The following is a 14,748-nucleotide window of genomic DNA, read 5'->3' as shown; positions in this document are numbered from 1 at the left end:
GAAGCCTGGATGAAGGGGAATACTGCCAGGGACTGCACTCCTTTGGTGCTTAAGGCGTCAAAGGAGTGCATTTGTACAGATTATTCTGATAAACATGCTCAAAAAAGGTGCAGCTCAACCTTCAGATGTTACAGGCACGCCCGACGCCAGATTTTCACCTGCCTGTTGTAGCTGATACATCTGCCAGTAGCGTCCCTGCATCGCCAGCAGTTGCTGATGGGTACCCTGCTCCACCACACGACCGCGATGCAGCACCAGGATCTTGTCCGCTTCCACAATCGTTGATAGTCGGTGCGCAATCACCACCAGCGTACTGTGCTGACGAAGCGTCGCAAGTGTCTGCTGAATCGCCTGTTCGGTACCGGAGTCGATATTGGCTGTTGCCTCGTCGAGGATAAGTATCTGCGGCAGATCAACCAGTACCCGGGCCAGCGCCAGCAGCTGCTTCTGTCCGACCGACAAATTATTGCCCTGCTCGCCCAGCCGGGTATGAATTCCCTCTGGTAAAGCCTGCGCCAGTGGCGCCAGCTGTACCTGCTGGAGCACCTGCCAGACAGCCTCTTCGCTGATGTCGCGGCCCAGCCGGACATTGGCCAGCAGCGTATCGGCCAGGACGACCGGATCCTGCTGCACCATCGCGATACCGTGTCGCAGCACGGCATGACTCAGGTCACCAATAGGCCGGTCATCAATCCGGATTTCGCCGCGCGTCACCGGGTAGTAGCCCATCAGCAAATTAGCCAGAGTACTCTTGCCGCTGCCGGTATGGCCCACCAGTGCCACGAATTCACGCGGTGCGACGTCAAGATTGATATCACTGAGTACATCGCGGTTTTCACGGTAGGCAAAACTGAGATTGTTCAGGGTGATACGACCTGAAGCCAGTGGCTGCGGGTCGATGCCATATTGCTGCTGCGTAGCATCCATCAGCTCGAAAATACGCTCACCAGAAACCACCGCCTGTTGCAGCATCGATTGCTGCGTGGTCAGCTCAATCAGCGGCTCATTCAGGCGGCCCAGGTAAGTAATAAAGGCATACAACACCCCGACTTCAAACACGCCAGGCACCGAGAAGCTGAACAGGATCAGCAACCCACACAGTACCATCGCTGAAAACAGGCTCAACAGAGGGCGCAGCAGAAAGCCATCAAGACGCAGCGTCTCCATTCGCGCCAGATAGTGGGAGCGACTCGCTTCGCCCATACGCTCACCAAATCGCGCCTGCTGGCGAAACTGCTGAATCACGCTCATGCCGCTGATCACTTCGTTAAAGCCGTTGTTAATGTCTGCCAGATAACTACGAACCCGTCGGGCAATCGGCGTGCTGTAGCGCTGATAGATAAACATGACTATCAGTACCAGCGGGAAGATCATCATCGCCACCAGTGCCATGCGCCAGTCAAGGCTGAACATCGCTACCATCATGGCGCCAACGAGTGCAGCACTGCGCAGTACAGTGGAGACCACCGTGACGTAGAGATCACGGATGACTTCGGTGTCGTTCGTCACACGCGAAATGATTTGACCGACCGGCTGGGTATCAAAGGCGCTCAGCGGCTGACAGAGTGCTGCATTCATCACGTCACAGCGCAACTGCTGGACCACACCAATTGCGGCACGGTTGAATAACAGCGCCTGCCAGTAGTGCAGCCCGGCGGCCAGTAACTGAAGCAGAATAAAACTCACCACCAGTCCGGCAACGATACCCCAGGGCATCTGATGCTTCGCCACCAGGTTATCAATAAAATAGCTGACCAGCACCGGGCCGGTCACTTCCGCTGCGGCAGCAATCCAGAGCATGCCAACCGCCAGCGACAGAGATTTGCGCCATGGCTTGCCGTAGCTCAGCAGACGCTTCAGGGTTGGCCACAAGCGTGCAGACTTAGCCATGCGGCACTCCTTTCTCATTTTCATCATCATCCAGTGCCGCTTCGAGTTGCTGATACCGGTACATATCACGATACCAGCCAGCACTGCTGGCCAGCGCATCGTGATCGCCTCGCTGCATCACGCTGCCCTGTTGCAGCACCAGAATTTCACTGGCTTCTGTCAGCGCCGACAGGCGGTGTGCGCTGATAATCAGTGTTTTCCCCTGCCCCCAGATGCGCAGATTATGCAGGATTTCGTGTTCGGTACGTCCATCCACTGCAGAAAGTGCGTCGTCCAGAATCAGGATTTCGGCATTCAGCAGGAGTGCCCTGGCAATCGAAAGACGCTGCTTCTGTCCACCGGACAGCATGACGCCGCGCTCCCCGACTTCCGTTTCATAACCCTGCGGCAGACGCAGGATATCGTCATGAACACAGGCCAGCATAGCTGCACGTTCTATCTCCAGCTGGGTTGCGCCCGGTTTCCCCAATGCAATATTGTTCGCCACACTGTCTGAGAACAGGAACGGTGTCTGGCTGACTACGGCCAGACGGCTGCGCCAGCTGTCCAGCCGTAACTGCGGCAGCGGGATCTGATGGTAGCGGATGTCACCCTGCTGAATATCAAAGTGACGCTGAATCAGGCTGAGCAGTGTGCTTTTGCCACTGCCGGTTGGCCCGCACAGTCCCAGCATTTCACCGGGTTTCAACTGGAAGATGATATCGCTTAGCACCGGACCTGTGCTGGCCGGATAGTGAAAGGCGCGAATAGCGACCTGCAGCATGCCGGGTTGGTGGGGTAAAGATTTATCGCCATCTTCCACCGCTGGCGCTTCTGCCAGCAGCGCACTGATGCGGCTCCAGGCGGCGCTGCCGCGTTCGACAATATTAAACATCCACGCCAGCGCCAGCATTGGCCAAATCATCAGGCCGAGATACATCACAAAACTGGTGAGCTGTCCCAGCGTCATCTGATCATGCCACACCATCCAGCTGCCGCCGCCAATCGCCAGCAGGTTTGAGAAACCGATCGCGATGTAGATTGTGGGATCGAAACGGGCATCGACCCGCGCGACGCGCAGGTTTTTTTCCCCGGTATCACGGGCGATGTCGGAAAATTGCTGCGACTGATGCTGTTCCAGACCAAAGGCTTTGATCATCCGGATGCTGGTCAGGCTCTCCTGCGTCTGATCGTTGAGGCTGGAGAAGGCCGCCTGTGCCAGCTTAAAGCGGTGGTGCAACTGATTGCCGTAACGATGGATCACGATAGCCATAATCGGCATCGGCACCAGCGCCAGCAGCGTCAGTTGCCAGCTGATCTGAGTACTCATCACCAGTAACACCACACATCCCATCACCAGCGAATCGACCAGCGTCAGTACCCCTTCTCCGGCCGCAAACACCACCCGGTCCACGTCGTTGGTGGCGCGCGCGATCAGGTCGCCGGTGCGGTGACGCAGGTAAAATGCCGGTTGCTGACGACTCAACTGGCGATAAAAATCTTCGCGCAGTTCAACCGCCAGCTGGTAGGAGGCACCAAACAACAGGACGCGCCAGACATAGCGCAGCAGATAGACCACGATTGCCGTTGCCAGCATGATCCCAATCCACATCATGATGCGGCTGGAACTCATGTTGTCACGTGTTACACCATCGACAATCACGCCGACTACATGCGGCGGCAGCAACTGCAGAATAGCAATAACAATAAGCAGGATGACCGCGCCCAGATAGCGCCGCCACTCCCGCAGGAAATACCAACTTAACTGACTGAATAATCGCACAACGCTGCTCTCAATCTCAGGCCCTCAGAGGGCGACAGGTAAAGCCGTGGTGTATTTAATCTCTTCCATGGCGAAGCTGGATGTCACATCAATCAGGCCGGGCACCCCATTGACTACTCGCTTGTAAAAAGCATCATAGCTTTTCATATCGGCCACCTGAATGCGCAGCAGGTAATCATACTCCCCTGCCATGCGGTAAAAGGCCATGACCTCCGGCATGCTACTCACCACGGAGACAAAAGTCTGATACCAGTCGCGGCTGTGCTGCTGGGTTTTCACAAACATAAATGCCGTCAGTGACAGTCCGATTTTATCACCATCCAGCAACGCTACCCGAGCGCGAATAATGCCATCATCTTCCAGTTTTTTCAGGCGCTTCCAGCAGGGTGTGGTGGTAAGGTTGACGGCATCCGCCAATGCCTGCAGTGACAGGGTACAGTCCTGCTGCAGTAGCGCGAGCAATTTGAGGTCAGTTTTATCTAACATTCGGGGCTCCGAGAGAATCATTTTCTCCATTACCGCGATTTTAGCGGTAATTTTGCAATCTCTTTTTCCTGCACGTGCCATAAAATAGTCTCATTATTTTTTATCGGACGCCTGAGATGCACACTTGCTGGATTCGTCACGCTATCAACGAAATTAATGCTGACTTTCAACGATCGGCAGAGACCCACTTGATCCGGTTCGATCTGGCGGATTTTCCCGGCATCTGGTTCTATCTGAAAGATGAGAGCACCCATCCCAGTGGCAGTCTTAAACATCGGCTGGCACGATCTCTGTTTCTTTACGGCCTTTCTAATGGCTGGATTAAACAGGATACGCCGATTATAGAAGCCTCGTCAGGCAGCACTGCCGTTTCTGAGGCGTACTTCGCAAGGCTGCTGGGCCTGCCGTTTATTGCAGTGATGCCCGCCAGTACAGCGAAGCGTAAAATTGAGCAGATCGCGTTTTATGGCGGACAGTGCCATTTTGTCGAGGATCCCTGCCAGCTTTACGCAGAGTCTGAACGGCTGGCGCGGCAGCTGAATGGCCATTTTATGGATCAGTTTACTTACGCTGAACGCGCGACAGACTGGCGTGGCAATAACAACATTGCAGAGAGCATCTTTCGTCAGATGCAGCACGAGCCCTATCCCATTCCCCATACTGTCATCATGAGTGCAGGCACCGGCGGCACTTCAGCGACCCTGGGCCGCTATATTCGTTACCAGGGACTGGAAACGAAAATGCTGGTAGTGGATCCGCAGCATTCTGTCTTTTTCGACTACTGGAGGCAGCGTGATGCCACTCTGACCAGCACGCGCGGCAGCATGATCGAGGGGATTGGCCGTCCACGGGTAGAACCCTCGTTTATGCCTGACGTGATCGATGAAATGATAAAAGTGCCGGATGGTGCGACGCTGGCCGCCATGCTGAAACTGGAAAAGATTCTGGGACGCAAACCTGGCGCCTCTACCGGCACTAATTTCTGGGGCATGATGCAGGTGGCGAAACGCTTACGGGCGGCAAATCAGCAAGGGGCGCTGGTGACACTGCTTTGCGACAGTGGCGAACGTTATCCCGATAGCTACTATCAGCCAGAGTGGGTAGCAAAACATATTGGCGATATCACGCCGTGGCAGCGCGAGCTGGAATAAAAAACCGGACATCCTGTCCGGTGCACGGCAATCCTCAGCATTCGGGGGAATACGCGAGGTCAGGTGTAGCCAGCCAGTGATTTAAATAGTGAGACACTGCCTGTGTCTCGCAATGCCCTAATACGGGTAAATGCGGAAGTGCGGCTTTCAATTGCGCCATCGCATTGCCCATGATGAAGCCCTGCCCGACCTGCGCCAGCATCTCGCGATCGTTCATCGCATCACCAAACGCCATACATTCCGCCATTGTCAGCGACAGGTGATCACATAACAGCGCCAGCGCGCTGCCTTTGTTGCAGTGAGCGGGCAAGACCTCCAGCGTGTCCACCCCAGAGAAGCAGATCGTAGCCTGCTCGCCCAATGCGGCATCCAGCGAGATCTTTAGCCGACACAGATTCTGATGCTGATCAATAAAGCAGATTTTTGTCACCTGATGCGCAGGCAGCTTTTTAAGATCGCACAGCTGATAGCCGAATCCGCTCATCTGATGGGCCAGCAGCAGCTCCGGAGCAGGTCGATCGGTAAACCACCCCTGATCGTTGAAAATATGGATTGTCGCGGTGGTATCCCAGTGGCGGTGGATGACCTCTTCAGCGACGGCAGGAGGCAGATCACGTGCGAAGATAAGATTGCCAGACCGATCGTGTACGCGGGTGCCATTACCGGTGATCAGCCATGCGGGAAGTGTCATTTTTTCCCGCAGGATCTGCATTTCCTGCAGATGGCGGCCCGTTGCCAGCGCGAGATTAACACCACGCAGATGCAATGCCTGCAAACTCTCCAGAGTCTGCTGACCCAGCTGATGATTCGGCAGCAACAATGTGCCATCCATATCGAACGCGGCTAAACGCACCATGATTCCCCTCTTGATGAAAGATGGCTTTACTATTGCCTGTAAATTGCGGAACTAATAGTGAATACTTAAAAAAAACTGTTCCGGGTTTAGCATGCGCCAACTTAATCGCCTTAATCAGTTTCAACGTCTGTGGCAGCAGAGTCTGGGCGCCGCTCAGCAGACCTGCGTGGCAGAGATGGCACGCCACTGCATCTGCAGCGAACGCCATCTGCGAACGTTGCTGTCACAGTGGCAGCACGCAGGCTGGCTTCACTGGCATGGCGAGCCAGGCCGTGGCAAGCAGGGGCAATTAACGTTTCTGCAAACGCCTGAACAATTACGACAGCAGTTGCTGCAACGCCAGCTTGATGCCGGAGAGGCGGCGGAGGCTTTGCAGTTGCTGGATCTGGCACCGGAAAGGCTAATCAATATGCTGCGGCCACTCATGGGTGGCCAGTGGCAGAACGATACGCCGGTTCTGCGCATTCCCTACTATCGCCCGATGGAAAGCACTGAGCCGCGCCAGATTGCCGGACGGGCTGAACAGCATCTGGTGCGCCAGATCTACTCAGGACTGACCCGGTTTGAGCAGGATGAGCCGGTGGGCGATTTGGCACACCACTGGCAACATGATGAGGCATCATGTTGCTGGTTATTCTGGTTACGTCCTCAGCTAATGTGGCACAACGACGAGCCAGTGCAGGCCGCACAACTGGTGACGCAATTCCGTCAGCTGTTGCACGATACGCGCGTGCGTGTATTGCTGGCTGATGTGATTAGCGTGGATGCCCCCCATCCGCTTGCGCTGCGGTTTATCCTGCGACGCCCTGACTTCTGGCTGCCTCATCGCCTTGCCCATCTGTTATGCCTGTTGCCTAATCCTGATGATGCTGTCATTGGCAGCGGCCCATGGAAACTGGCGCACTTTAGTCCTGAGCTGGTCAGGATTGAAAGTCATTCCCGCTGGCATCTGCAGCGGCCGCTGTTGCAAGCCGTGGAGTACTGGATTACGCCTCAGTTGTTTGATCCTGCTCTCGGCAGTAGCTGTCGTCATCCGGTGCAAATTGCCATAGGGGATGCCGATGAACTCAGGACGTTACAACCGGTGAGCAGCAGCATCAGTCTCGGCTTCTGTTATCTGGTCTGCCGACCACGAGCCGGATTTACGCGCGATCAGGCACGTACGCTTTTTCAGCTAATTCAGCAAAGCGGCATCGTCAGCCGGTTGCCACTGGATGAAGGATTAATCACGCCCAGCAGCGAACTGTTACCTGGCTGGGATGTGCCGCGGATTAATCATGTCCCGGTCCCCTTGCCGGCGACACTGACGCTGCATTATCAGTTACCGGTTGAATTACACCAGATGTCACAGGCGCTGGTTGCCCTCTTAAAACGGCACGGTTGCAGCCTGAACGTGGTGTTTCACCCGGTAAAAAACTGGCACCGCATCGAGCAACTCGATGAAGCAGATATCGTGATGGGTGACAGGCTGATTGGCGATGCGCCGGTCTTTACATTGGCCAACTGGTTGCAGAGCGATCCGCTATGGCGGCCGCTGTGGGTCACACCAGAGGGCGAAGACGTCCAGGCGCAACTGCTGGCTATTCAGCAGATCGCGGACAGCAACATTCGTACTCACACGCTTCACCAGCTTTATCATCAGCTGATGATGAAGGGCATTCTGCTGCCGCTGTTCAATTATCGCTACCAAATCCACGCACCGCCTGGCGTTGAAGGCATTGAGCTCAACACCCTGGGCTGGTTCGATTTCAGTCGCGCCTGGATTCCACCGCCCATTGATCCGCCTTGCAGCTGTTCAGCAGCGGACTGAGGCATTACCATAAGCGCAAAATTAATGACCAGGAAAACACCATGAAACGCGCTGTTGTAGTTTTCAGCGGTGGACAAGACTCCACTACCTGTCTGATTCAGGCCTTAGAGCAATATGATGAGGTTCACTGCGTCACGTTCGATTATGGACAACGCCACCGGGAAGAGATTGAGGTTGCCCGGGATCTGGCCAGTAAACTGGGCGCGCGCGCGCATAAAGTACTGGATGTGACCATGCTGAACGAACTCGCCGTCAGCAGCCTGACACGGGATAACATTCCGGTGCCGGCTTACAATCCTGAGGCCAGTGGTTTACCCAGTACGTTCGTGCCGGGCCGCAATATTCTCTTTCTGACGCTGGCCTCGGTTTACGCCTACCAGGTTGAAGCGGAAGCGGTGATCACTGGCGTCTGTGAGACCGATTTCTCTGGCTATCCCGATTGCCGTGATGAGTTTGTCAAAGCGCTGAACCATGCGGTGTCGCTTGGCATGGCGCGCGAGGTTCGTTTTGAGACGCCGCTGATGTGGCTCAACAAAGCGGAAACCTGGGCGCTGGCGGACTACTGGCAGCAGCTTTCGCTGGTACGTGAGCAGACGCTGACCTGCTATAACGGCGTGAAAGGTGACGGATGTGGTGAGTGTGCTGCCTGCAATTTAAGGGCTAATGGCTTGCAGGGGTATCTCAACGATCGTGATAGCGTAATGGCCGCGATGAAAGCTAAGAGCGGCCTTAGTTAAGGCACTCTGGCGTGGCGGCAGAGAATTTAGTTTGCCGCCTTTACCCGGTTTATGCCATCAGACGCATCAGTCGCTCGCGTAATTCTCCTTCCAGCGCAACCGCCTTCTGGGTCCGCAAATCAATACAGACAAACGTGAGTGCAGCATCCGCCACGACGGTTTCCTGACCTGCCAGCAAAACCCGCTGCGCAATAATGCCGCTTTTACCATTCAACTGCGTGATTGCACTGTCGATAGTGAGTACGTCGCCCAGCACGGCCGGGCGACGATAATTGATGTTGATGTTGACCACCACAAAAGCCAGTTTCTGTTCCTGCAACCAGTGGAATGCTTCAACCTCTTCCAGCCATTCCCAGCGAGCTTCCTCAAGAAACTCAAGATAGCGTGCATTGTTGACGTGCTGATAGACATCCAGATGATAGCCGCGCACTTTTATGGTGGTCTGCATGGTCATGCTCTCCTGCTACTGTAAGTTAACTGGTTGGACCTGTTCACTTTAGCAGAGTCGCCTGCTCAGCGCGGCTTAAGCATCACAGATGTGTACTGCCTCACAATTTCAGCCTGCCCGCATTCCGCTCTATCAACGCGTTGCCAATGCCCGGCACTTCGCTAAGTTGCTGAATTGCGCTAAAGGGCCCGTACTGTTCGCGATAGCTCACAATCGCCTGGGCTTTTTTCAACCCTACGCCATTCATGACGGCAGTGAGCTGTTCCGCTGTCGCGTCATTGATACTGACCTGCTCCTGCTGTGGCTGTAAGGGTGATGCCGGCTTTGACGCGGATAGTGCGCTCTGCGTGACAGCGTCGCTGGCAGATTCAGGGGCCGCAGAGACGCTGGTATGACAGAGTGCACCACCCAGCGCGAGGGAAAGATAAAGGGCAACGAGTTTAGGTTTAGCCATGCTGTGTTTCTCCTTGTGTGTAAACAGCAGCGACAGCGTGTCACCGCTGCGCACAAGGCACAAAAGTGGAATTGCAGAAATGGAAAAGGCCGCGAATGCGGCCTTTGATTGTTACTGTTGTTGCACTGTTTCTGCGAGGCTTACTGCATTTGTGCAGCAGCGCCGTACTTAATTTTGGCTTCTTTACGCAGGTTTTGCAGCAACGCTTCAAACGTCAGCTGTGCATTATTCTGCGTGACGCCTTTGACCATTTCGTCAATCTGCGCCTGCGGCATGCTACCCGTTTTAACTTTATCAACCGCCACCAGTACCACGTTGCCCTGCATATCTTCGCTCACACCCCATGAAGGTTTATTTTCCGCGGGCTGAGGGAGATTAAAGGCCGCCTGTGCAACAGGATCCTGCGCGTTACGGTCAACAGTTTTGCTGGCGCTCAGGGTCAGACCCGCGGCAGTCAGCGCATCCTGCTTACCGGCTTTGAGATCGGTCAGGAGTTTATCCGCCTGGGCTTTCGCCTGCTGCGTCGCTTTATCATGCTTAAGCGTGTCCGTGATCTGCGCCTTAACCTGATCCAGCGGTTTTACCGCTTCTGGTTTGTGCTCACTGATACGCAGCACAAAGGCACGATCGCCATCAACAGTGATGATATCGGAGTTGTTGCCCGGCGCGCCGTTTTGCCCCACAAGGCCACCATTAAAGATCGCCTGCTTCACCGCATCGAAGTTCAGTGCGTCTGGCAGCGTATCCTGGCTGAACCAGCCGGTCTCTTTCGCTTTCAGACCCGAAGCCTGCTCCGCACCCGCCAGTGACTCATTGTCATTGCTGGCTGCTTCGCTGACTTTCTGTTGCAGTTTGTAGAAGGCATCAACGCCCTTTTCCTGCTTCACTTTCGCGGCAATGGCGCTGCGAACGTCATTCAGCGGCTTAACCTGCTCTGGCTGAATATCGTCGAGACGAACGACCAGGAAACCCACTGAGGATTTGATCACGCCTGACATCTGGCCTTTCTGAGTCAGACCCGCATTTTTCAGCTCATCCGGCGTCGTTGAAGGTTCCAGCCAGCCCATATCACCGCCCTTACGCGCAGAAATAGGGTCGATTGATTTGGCTTTCGCCACATCCGCGAAGCTGGCGCCACCTTTCAGCTGGGCCAGTACCGCATTGGCATCGGCTTCAGTTTTAGTCTGAATCACGCTGTAACGCGTACGCTGCGGCTGTGTATAGTCTGCTTTATGCTGGTCGTACCAGGCCTGAATATCCGCTTCGCTGGCATCCTGTTGCATGCTGGCCGCATCCATCAGGATATAGCTGACACGGAACTGTTCCGGCGCCATAAAACTGGTTTTATGCTGCTGATAATACTGACTGATTTCATCGTCGGTGACGGTTTGCTTCGCCGCCAGCGCGTTGACGTCCAGCGTCGCCTGACGAATGTCACGCTGTTGTGAAACCAGGTCCACCAGTTTACTGGCTTCGCCTTTGAGCGTGAAATCGGTGTTAGCAACGGCATTAATCAGCTGCTGATTAGAAAGTTGCTTACGCAATGCTTCAGCGTACTGGTCAGCACTGAAACCCATGTTGCCGATCAGAGCCAGATATTTCGCATTGTCGAATTTGCCGTTGGTCTGGAAAGCCTGCTGATTGAAGATAGCCTGCTTAACCTGATCGTCACTGATGCTGAGGTGGAGATCTTTGATGTAGCTGTCAAGCAGCGCCTGATCGATTAACTGCGACAGCGCCTGCTGGCGGATCTGCTGCATGTAGCCATCGTTGCTGGCTAACTGCGAGAACTGGTCGCCCAGCATCTGCTGCTGACGGCTGCGTTCGCTGTTGAACGCCTGCTCCAGCTGTCCACGGCTGATCTCCTGACCATTGACTTTGGCCGCATAATCGTTATTGCCGCCAATCAGATAGTTGCCAACGCCCGTCAGCACAAAGGAGACCATAATCAGTCCCAGAATAATCTTGAGCACGACATTGTTCGACGCCGCGCGTAAATTGTCCATCATGGTATGGCAACACTCCGCTGTAGTGTGAATGTAAAGCTCGGTCGCAATTCGCCACTCGCTGGCGACTCACGCAACTGCAGGCTTAGCTGGCAGTCTCAATCCGGTCCAGGTCCATCTTACGGCCCGATTCTCACCGGTTAAAACAAAAAAAAGGCACATCAGATTGATGTGCCCGTATGTTACATGAGAACGGGTTAATCGTCCTCTAATCCACTGAAGAAAATGCGTCAATGAATCTATTCGTTGTTATTAATTGACAGCGTCTTTCAATGCTTTACCAGCACGGAAACCGGGAACTTTACCGGCCGGAATGGTGATCTCTTTACCGGTTTGCGGATTACGACCGGTACGTGCAGCGCGGTCACGCACAGAGAATGTGCCGAAACCCACCAGAGCCACTTCATCACCCTCTTTCAGCGCATCTGAAACTGAGCCCATAAATGCATCTAAAACACGTCCTGCAGCAGCTTTAGAAATATCAGCATCGGCAGCAATTTTGTCGATCAATTGTGACTTATTCACTCTATTCATCCCCTCTTTTATTATTTCACATCGCACCCTGCATCCAGCCAGGTCCGAGCGCGCAGCAAGTTATATCAAGCCAGTGACGCCGAAACAACGTAATTTCTCTGAGAACGTCGCGTCGGCAGCCACCTAAATTAGCGGCACAAAAAAAAGCTGGCAAGCGCCAATTGCCTTGCCAGCTCCGCTTTTTAACGGTTTATGCCGTTAATCACTATTTTGCTGTCGCGACCAGCATGCCGTATGGCGCATTTTCCAGTGCCAGATTCAGCACCTCTTCAATGCGTTTCACCGGATGAATCTCCAGATCGGCAATCACGTTCTGTGGAATTTCTTCCAGATCACGCTTGTTGTCGTCCGGGATCAGCACAGTTTTAATACCGCCACGGTGTGCTGCCAGCAGTTTTTCTTTCAGCCCACCAATCGGCAGTACCTGACCACGAAGGGTAATCTCACCGGTCATGGCGACATCTGCACGAACCGGGTTACCGGTCAGACAGGAAACCAGCGCAGTACACATGGCGATACCGGCACTTGGACCATCTTTCGGTGTGGCGCCTTCTGGCACGTGAACGTGAATATCACGTTTTTCGTAGAAGTCACCATTGATGCCAAGCTTCTCGGCACGGGCACGCACTACGGTCAGTGCAGCCTGAATCGACTCCTGCATCACTTCACCCAGAGAACCGGTGTAGGTCAGTTTGCCTTTACCCGGCACGCAGGCGGTTTCAATGGTCAGCAGATCGCCACCCACTTCCGTCCAGGCCAGGCCAGTAACCTGACCGACACGGTTTTCACTGTCAGCACGGCCATAGTCAAAGCGCTGTACGCCCAGGAAGTCCTTGAGGTTTTCGCCATTGATGGTGATGTGCTTCTTAGTCTTGTCCATCAGCAGTGATTTCACCGCTTTACGACACAACTTCGACAGCTCACGCTCAAGGCTACGCACACCGGCTTCACGGGTGTAGTAACGGATAATGCCGACAATCGCGCTATCTTCAACCGTAATTTCGCTGGCTTTCAGGGCGTTACGTTCAATCTGCTTAGTCAGCAGATGCTGCTTAGCGATATTCAGCTTTTCATCTTCGGTGTAACCCGACAGACGAATCACTTCCATACGATCCAGCAGCGGTGCCGGAATGTTCATTGAGTTCGACGTTGCCACAAACATCACATCAGAGAGGTCATAGTCGACTTCCAGATAGTGGTCGTTGAACGCAATGTTCTGCTCAGGATCAAGCACTTCCAGCAGGGCAGACGCAGGATCGCCACGCATGTCAGAAGACATTTTGTCGATCTCATCCAGCAGGAACAGCGGGTTTTTAACCCCCACTTTCGCCATTTTCTGGATTAATTTACCCGGCATAGAGCCGATGTAAGTACGGCGGTGACCACGGATTTCTGCTTCATCACGCACGCCACCCAGCGCCATACGCACATATTTACGTCCGGTCGCTTTCGCGATCGACTGACCCAGAGAAGTTTTACCTACCCCTGGCGGTCCGACGAGGCAGAGAATCGGCCCTTTGATTTTGCTGACGCGACTTTGAACCGCAAGATACTCAAGAATACGATCCTTCACGCGCTCCAGGCCGTAATGGTCGGTATCCAGCGTCTCCTGCGCTTTACGCAGATCTTTCTTCACTTTGCTGCGCGCGTTCCACGGAACCTGAACCATCCAGTCGATGTAGCCGCGAACCACGGTGGCTTCAGCGGACATCGGGGACATCATTTTCAGCTTCTGCAGTTCAGCTTCCGCTTTCTCGCGCGCTTCTTCCGGCATTTTGGCCGCGTCGATTTTGCGTTTTAACGCTTCGTACTCATCAGGCGCGTCATCCATCTCGCCCAGCTCTTTCTGAATCGCCTTCATCTGCTCATTCAGATAGTACTCGCGCTGGCTCTTCTCCATCTGCTTCTTAACACGGTTGCGAATACGCTTCTCAACCTGCAGCAGATCGATTTCAGATTCCATCATCGCCATCAGATATTCCAGACGCTCGTTGACGTCGGACATCTCCAGCACAGACTGTTTGTCTGCCAGTTTCAGTGGCATATGTGCTGCGACGGTGTCGGCAAGGCGGGCCGCATCGTCAATATTGTTCAGCGAGGTTAAAACCTCTGGTGGGATCTTTTTATTGAGTTTGATGTAGCCTTCAAACTGATTGATCGCCGTGCGCACCAGCACTTCCTGCTCGCGCTCTTCGATCTCTGGCGAAACCAGATATTCAGCTTGTGCCACAAAATGGTCACCGTTATCGGCCAGCGTCGTAATGTGGGCGCGCTGTAAACCTTCGACCAGAACTTTGACGGTGCCGTCCGGCAGTTTCAGCATTTGCAATACTGAGGCAACGGTCCCTACTGAAAAGAGATCGTTAATGCCAGGTTCATCCGTTGAAGCCTCTTTCTGTGCGACCAGCATGATTTTTTTATCATGATCCATTGCGGCTTCAAGGCACCGAATTGATTTTTCCCGGCCAACAAACAACGGAATTACCATGTGCGGATAAACCACCACGTCGCGCAGCGGCAACACGGGGATTTCAATGCGTTCAGAACGCTCAGGATTCATAGAGCTCTCTCTTTGTTTAATGTCCGCCAGGTGATGGGAACCGCATCAGGCAGG

Annotated in this window: 12 protein-coding genes; 3 read left to right on the top strand and 9 right to left on the bottom strand. The window is 54.2% G+C overall.

The annotated features are described in order from the left end of the window. Positions 1-114: 114 nt before the first annotated feature. Genes LQK91_RS07520 through LQK91_RS07510 form a run of 3 tightly spaced genes read right to left on the bottom strand, consistent with a single transcriptional unit; the run spans position 115 to position 4,138 of the window. Positions 115-1,890 (bottom strand): SmdB family multidrug efflux ABC transporter permease/ATP-binding protein, encoded by a 1,776-nt coding sequence (locus LQK91_RS07520; protein ID WP_008924906.1) that lies wholly within the window; start codon positions 1,888-1,890, stop codon positions 115-117. Continuing rightward, complete coding sequence (locus LQK91_RS07515) at positions 1,883-3,652, bottom strand: SmdA family multidrug ABC transporter permease/ATP-binding protein (RefSeq protein ID WP_105099434.1); 1,770 nt, start codon at positions 3,650-3,652, stop codon at positions 1,883-1,885. Before LQK91_RS07515 ends, LQK91_RS07520 begins: the two co-directional genes overlap by 8 nt. A 24-nt stretch (positions 3,653-3,676) precedes the next feature. Continuing rightward, positions 3,677-4,138, bottom strand: coding sequence for an Lrp/AsnC family transcriptional regulator (locus LQK91_RS07510; protein WP_033742960.1), 462 nt, complete (start codon positions 4,136-4,138; stop codon positions 3,677-3,679). 116 nt (positions 4,139-4,254) lie between these two features. On the opposite strand from LQK91_RS07510, the gene LQK91_RS07505 reads away from it, so the two are divergent. Continuing rightward, positions 4,255-5,289 (top strand): PLP-dependent cysteine synthase family protein, encoded by a 1,035-nt coding sequence (locus LQK91_RS07505; protein WP_008924903.1) that lies wholly within the window; start codon positions 4,255-4,257, stop codon positions 5,287-5,289. 34 nt (positions 5,290-5,323) lie between these two features. Here the strand turns inward: LQK91_RS07505 and cof are convergent, their stop codons facing one another. After that, a complete protein-coding gene (gene cof / locus LQK91_RS07500; protein WP_039659081.1) occupies positions 5,324-6,145 on the bottom strand; it encodes an HMP-PP phosphatase in 822 nt (273 codons plus the stop codon). A gap of 91 nt (positions 6,146-6,236) precedes the next feature. Between cof and LQK91_RS07495 the strand changes: the two genes are divergently transcribed. Together LQK91_RS07495 and queC are read left to right on the top strand one after the other, a co-directional pair. Next, positions 6,237-7,955: an SgrR family transcriptional regulator gene (locus LQK91_RS07495; protein ID WP_105099435.1), complete on the top strand. Its 1,719-nt coding sequence runs from the start codon at positions 6,237-6,239 to the stop codon at positions 7,953-7,955. 41 nt (positions 7,956-7,996) lie between these two features. Continuing rightward, positions 7,997-8,692, top strand: coding sequence for a 7-cyano-7-deazaguanine synthase QueC (gene queC / locus LQK91_RS07490; RefSeq protein ID WP_008924900.1), 696 nt, complete (start codon positions 7,997-7,999; stop codon positions 8,690-8,692). A 49-nt stretch (positions 8,693-8,741) separates the two neighbouring features. Here the strand turns inward: queC and LQK91_RS07485 are convergent, their stop codons facing one another. From LQK91_RS07485 to lon, 5 genes are all read right to left on the bottom strand, one after another. Continuing rightward, complete coding sequence (locus tag LQK91_RS07485; protein WP_003850485.1) at positions 8,742-9,140, bottom strand: acyl-CoA thioesterase; 399 nt, start codon at positions 9,138-9,140, stop codon at positions 8,742-8,744. A gap of 100 nt (positions 9,141-9,240) precedes the next feature. After that, the gene (locus LQK91_RS07480) at positions 9,241-9,594 is read right to left on the bottom strand and encodes a ComEA family DNA-binding protein (protein WP_008924899.1); all 354 of its coding nucleotides are present in this window, start codon (positions 9,592-9,594) and stop codon (positions 9,241-9,243) included. Between the two features lie 140 nt (positions 9,595-9,734). Continuing rightward, complete coding sequence (ppiD, locus tag LQK91_RS07475) at positions 9,735-11,603, bottom strand: peptidylprolyl isomerase (protein WP_008924898.1); 1,869 nt, start codon at positions 11,601-11,603, stop codon at positions 9,735-9,737. 249 nt (positions 11,604-11,852) lie between these two features. After that, complete coding sequence (gene hupB / locus LQK91_RS07470) at positions 11,853-12,125, bottom strand: nucleoid-associated protein HU-beta (RefSeq protein WP_033731763.1); 273 nt, start codon at positions 12,123-12,125, stop codon at positions 11,853-11,855. A gap of 214 nt (positions 12,126-12,339) precedes the next feature. Then, on the bottom strand, positions 12,340-14,694 hold the full coding sequence (gene lon / locus LQK91_RS07465; protein WP_105099436.1) for an endopeptidase La: 2,355 nt from the start codon (positions 14,692-14,694) through the stop codon (positions 12,340-12,342). Between the last annotated feature and the right edge of the window lie 54 nt (positions 14,695-14,748).

The sequence above is a fragment of the Pantoea sp. MHSD4 genome (assembly GCF_021043305.1).
Taxonomy (GTDB): domain Bacteria; phylum Pseudomonadota; class Gammaproteobacteria; order Enterobacterales; family Enterobacteriaceae; genus Pantoea; species Pantoea eucalypti.
The sequence above is the reverse complement of the archived record's forward strand: the minus strand, read 5'-3'. Positions and strand labels throughout refer to the sequence as shown.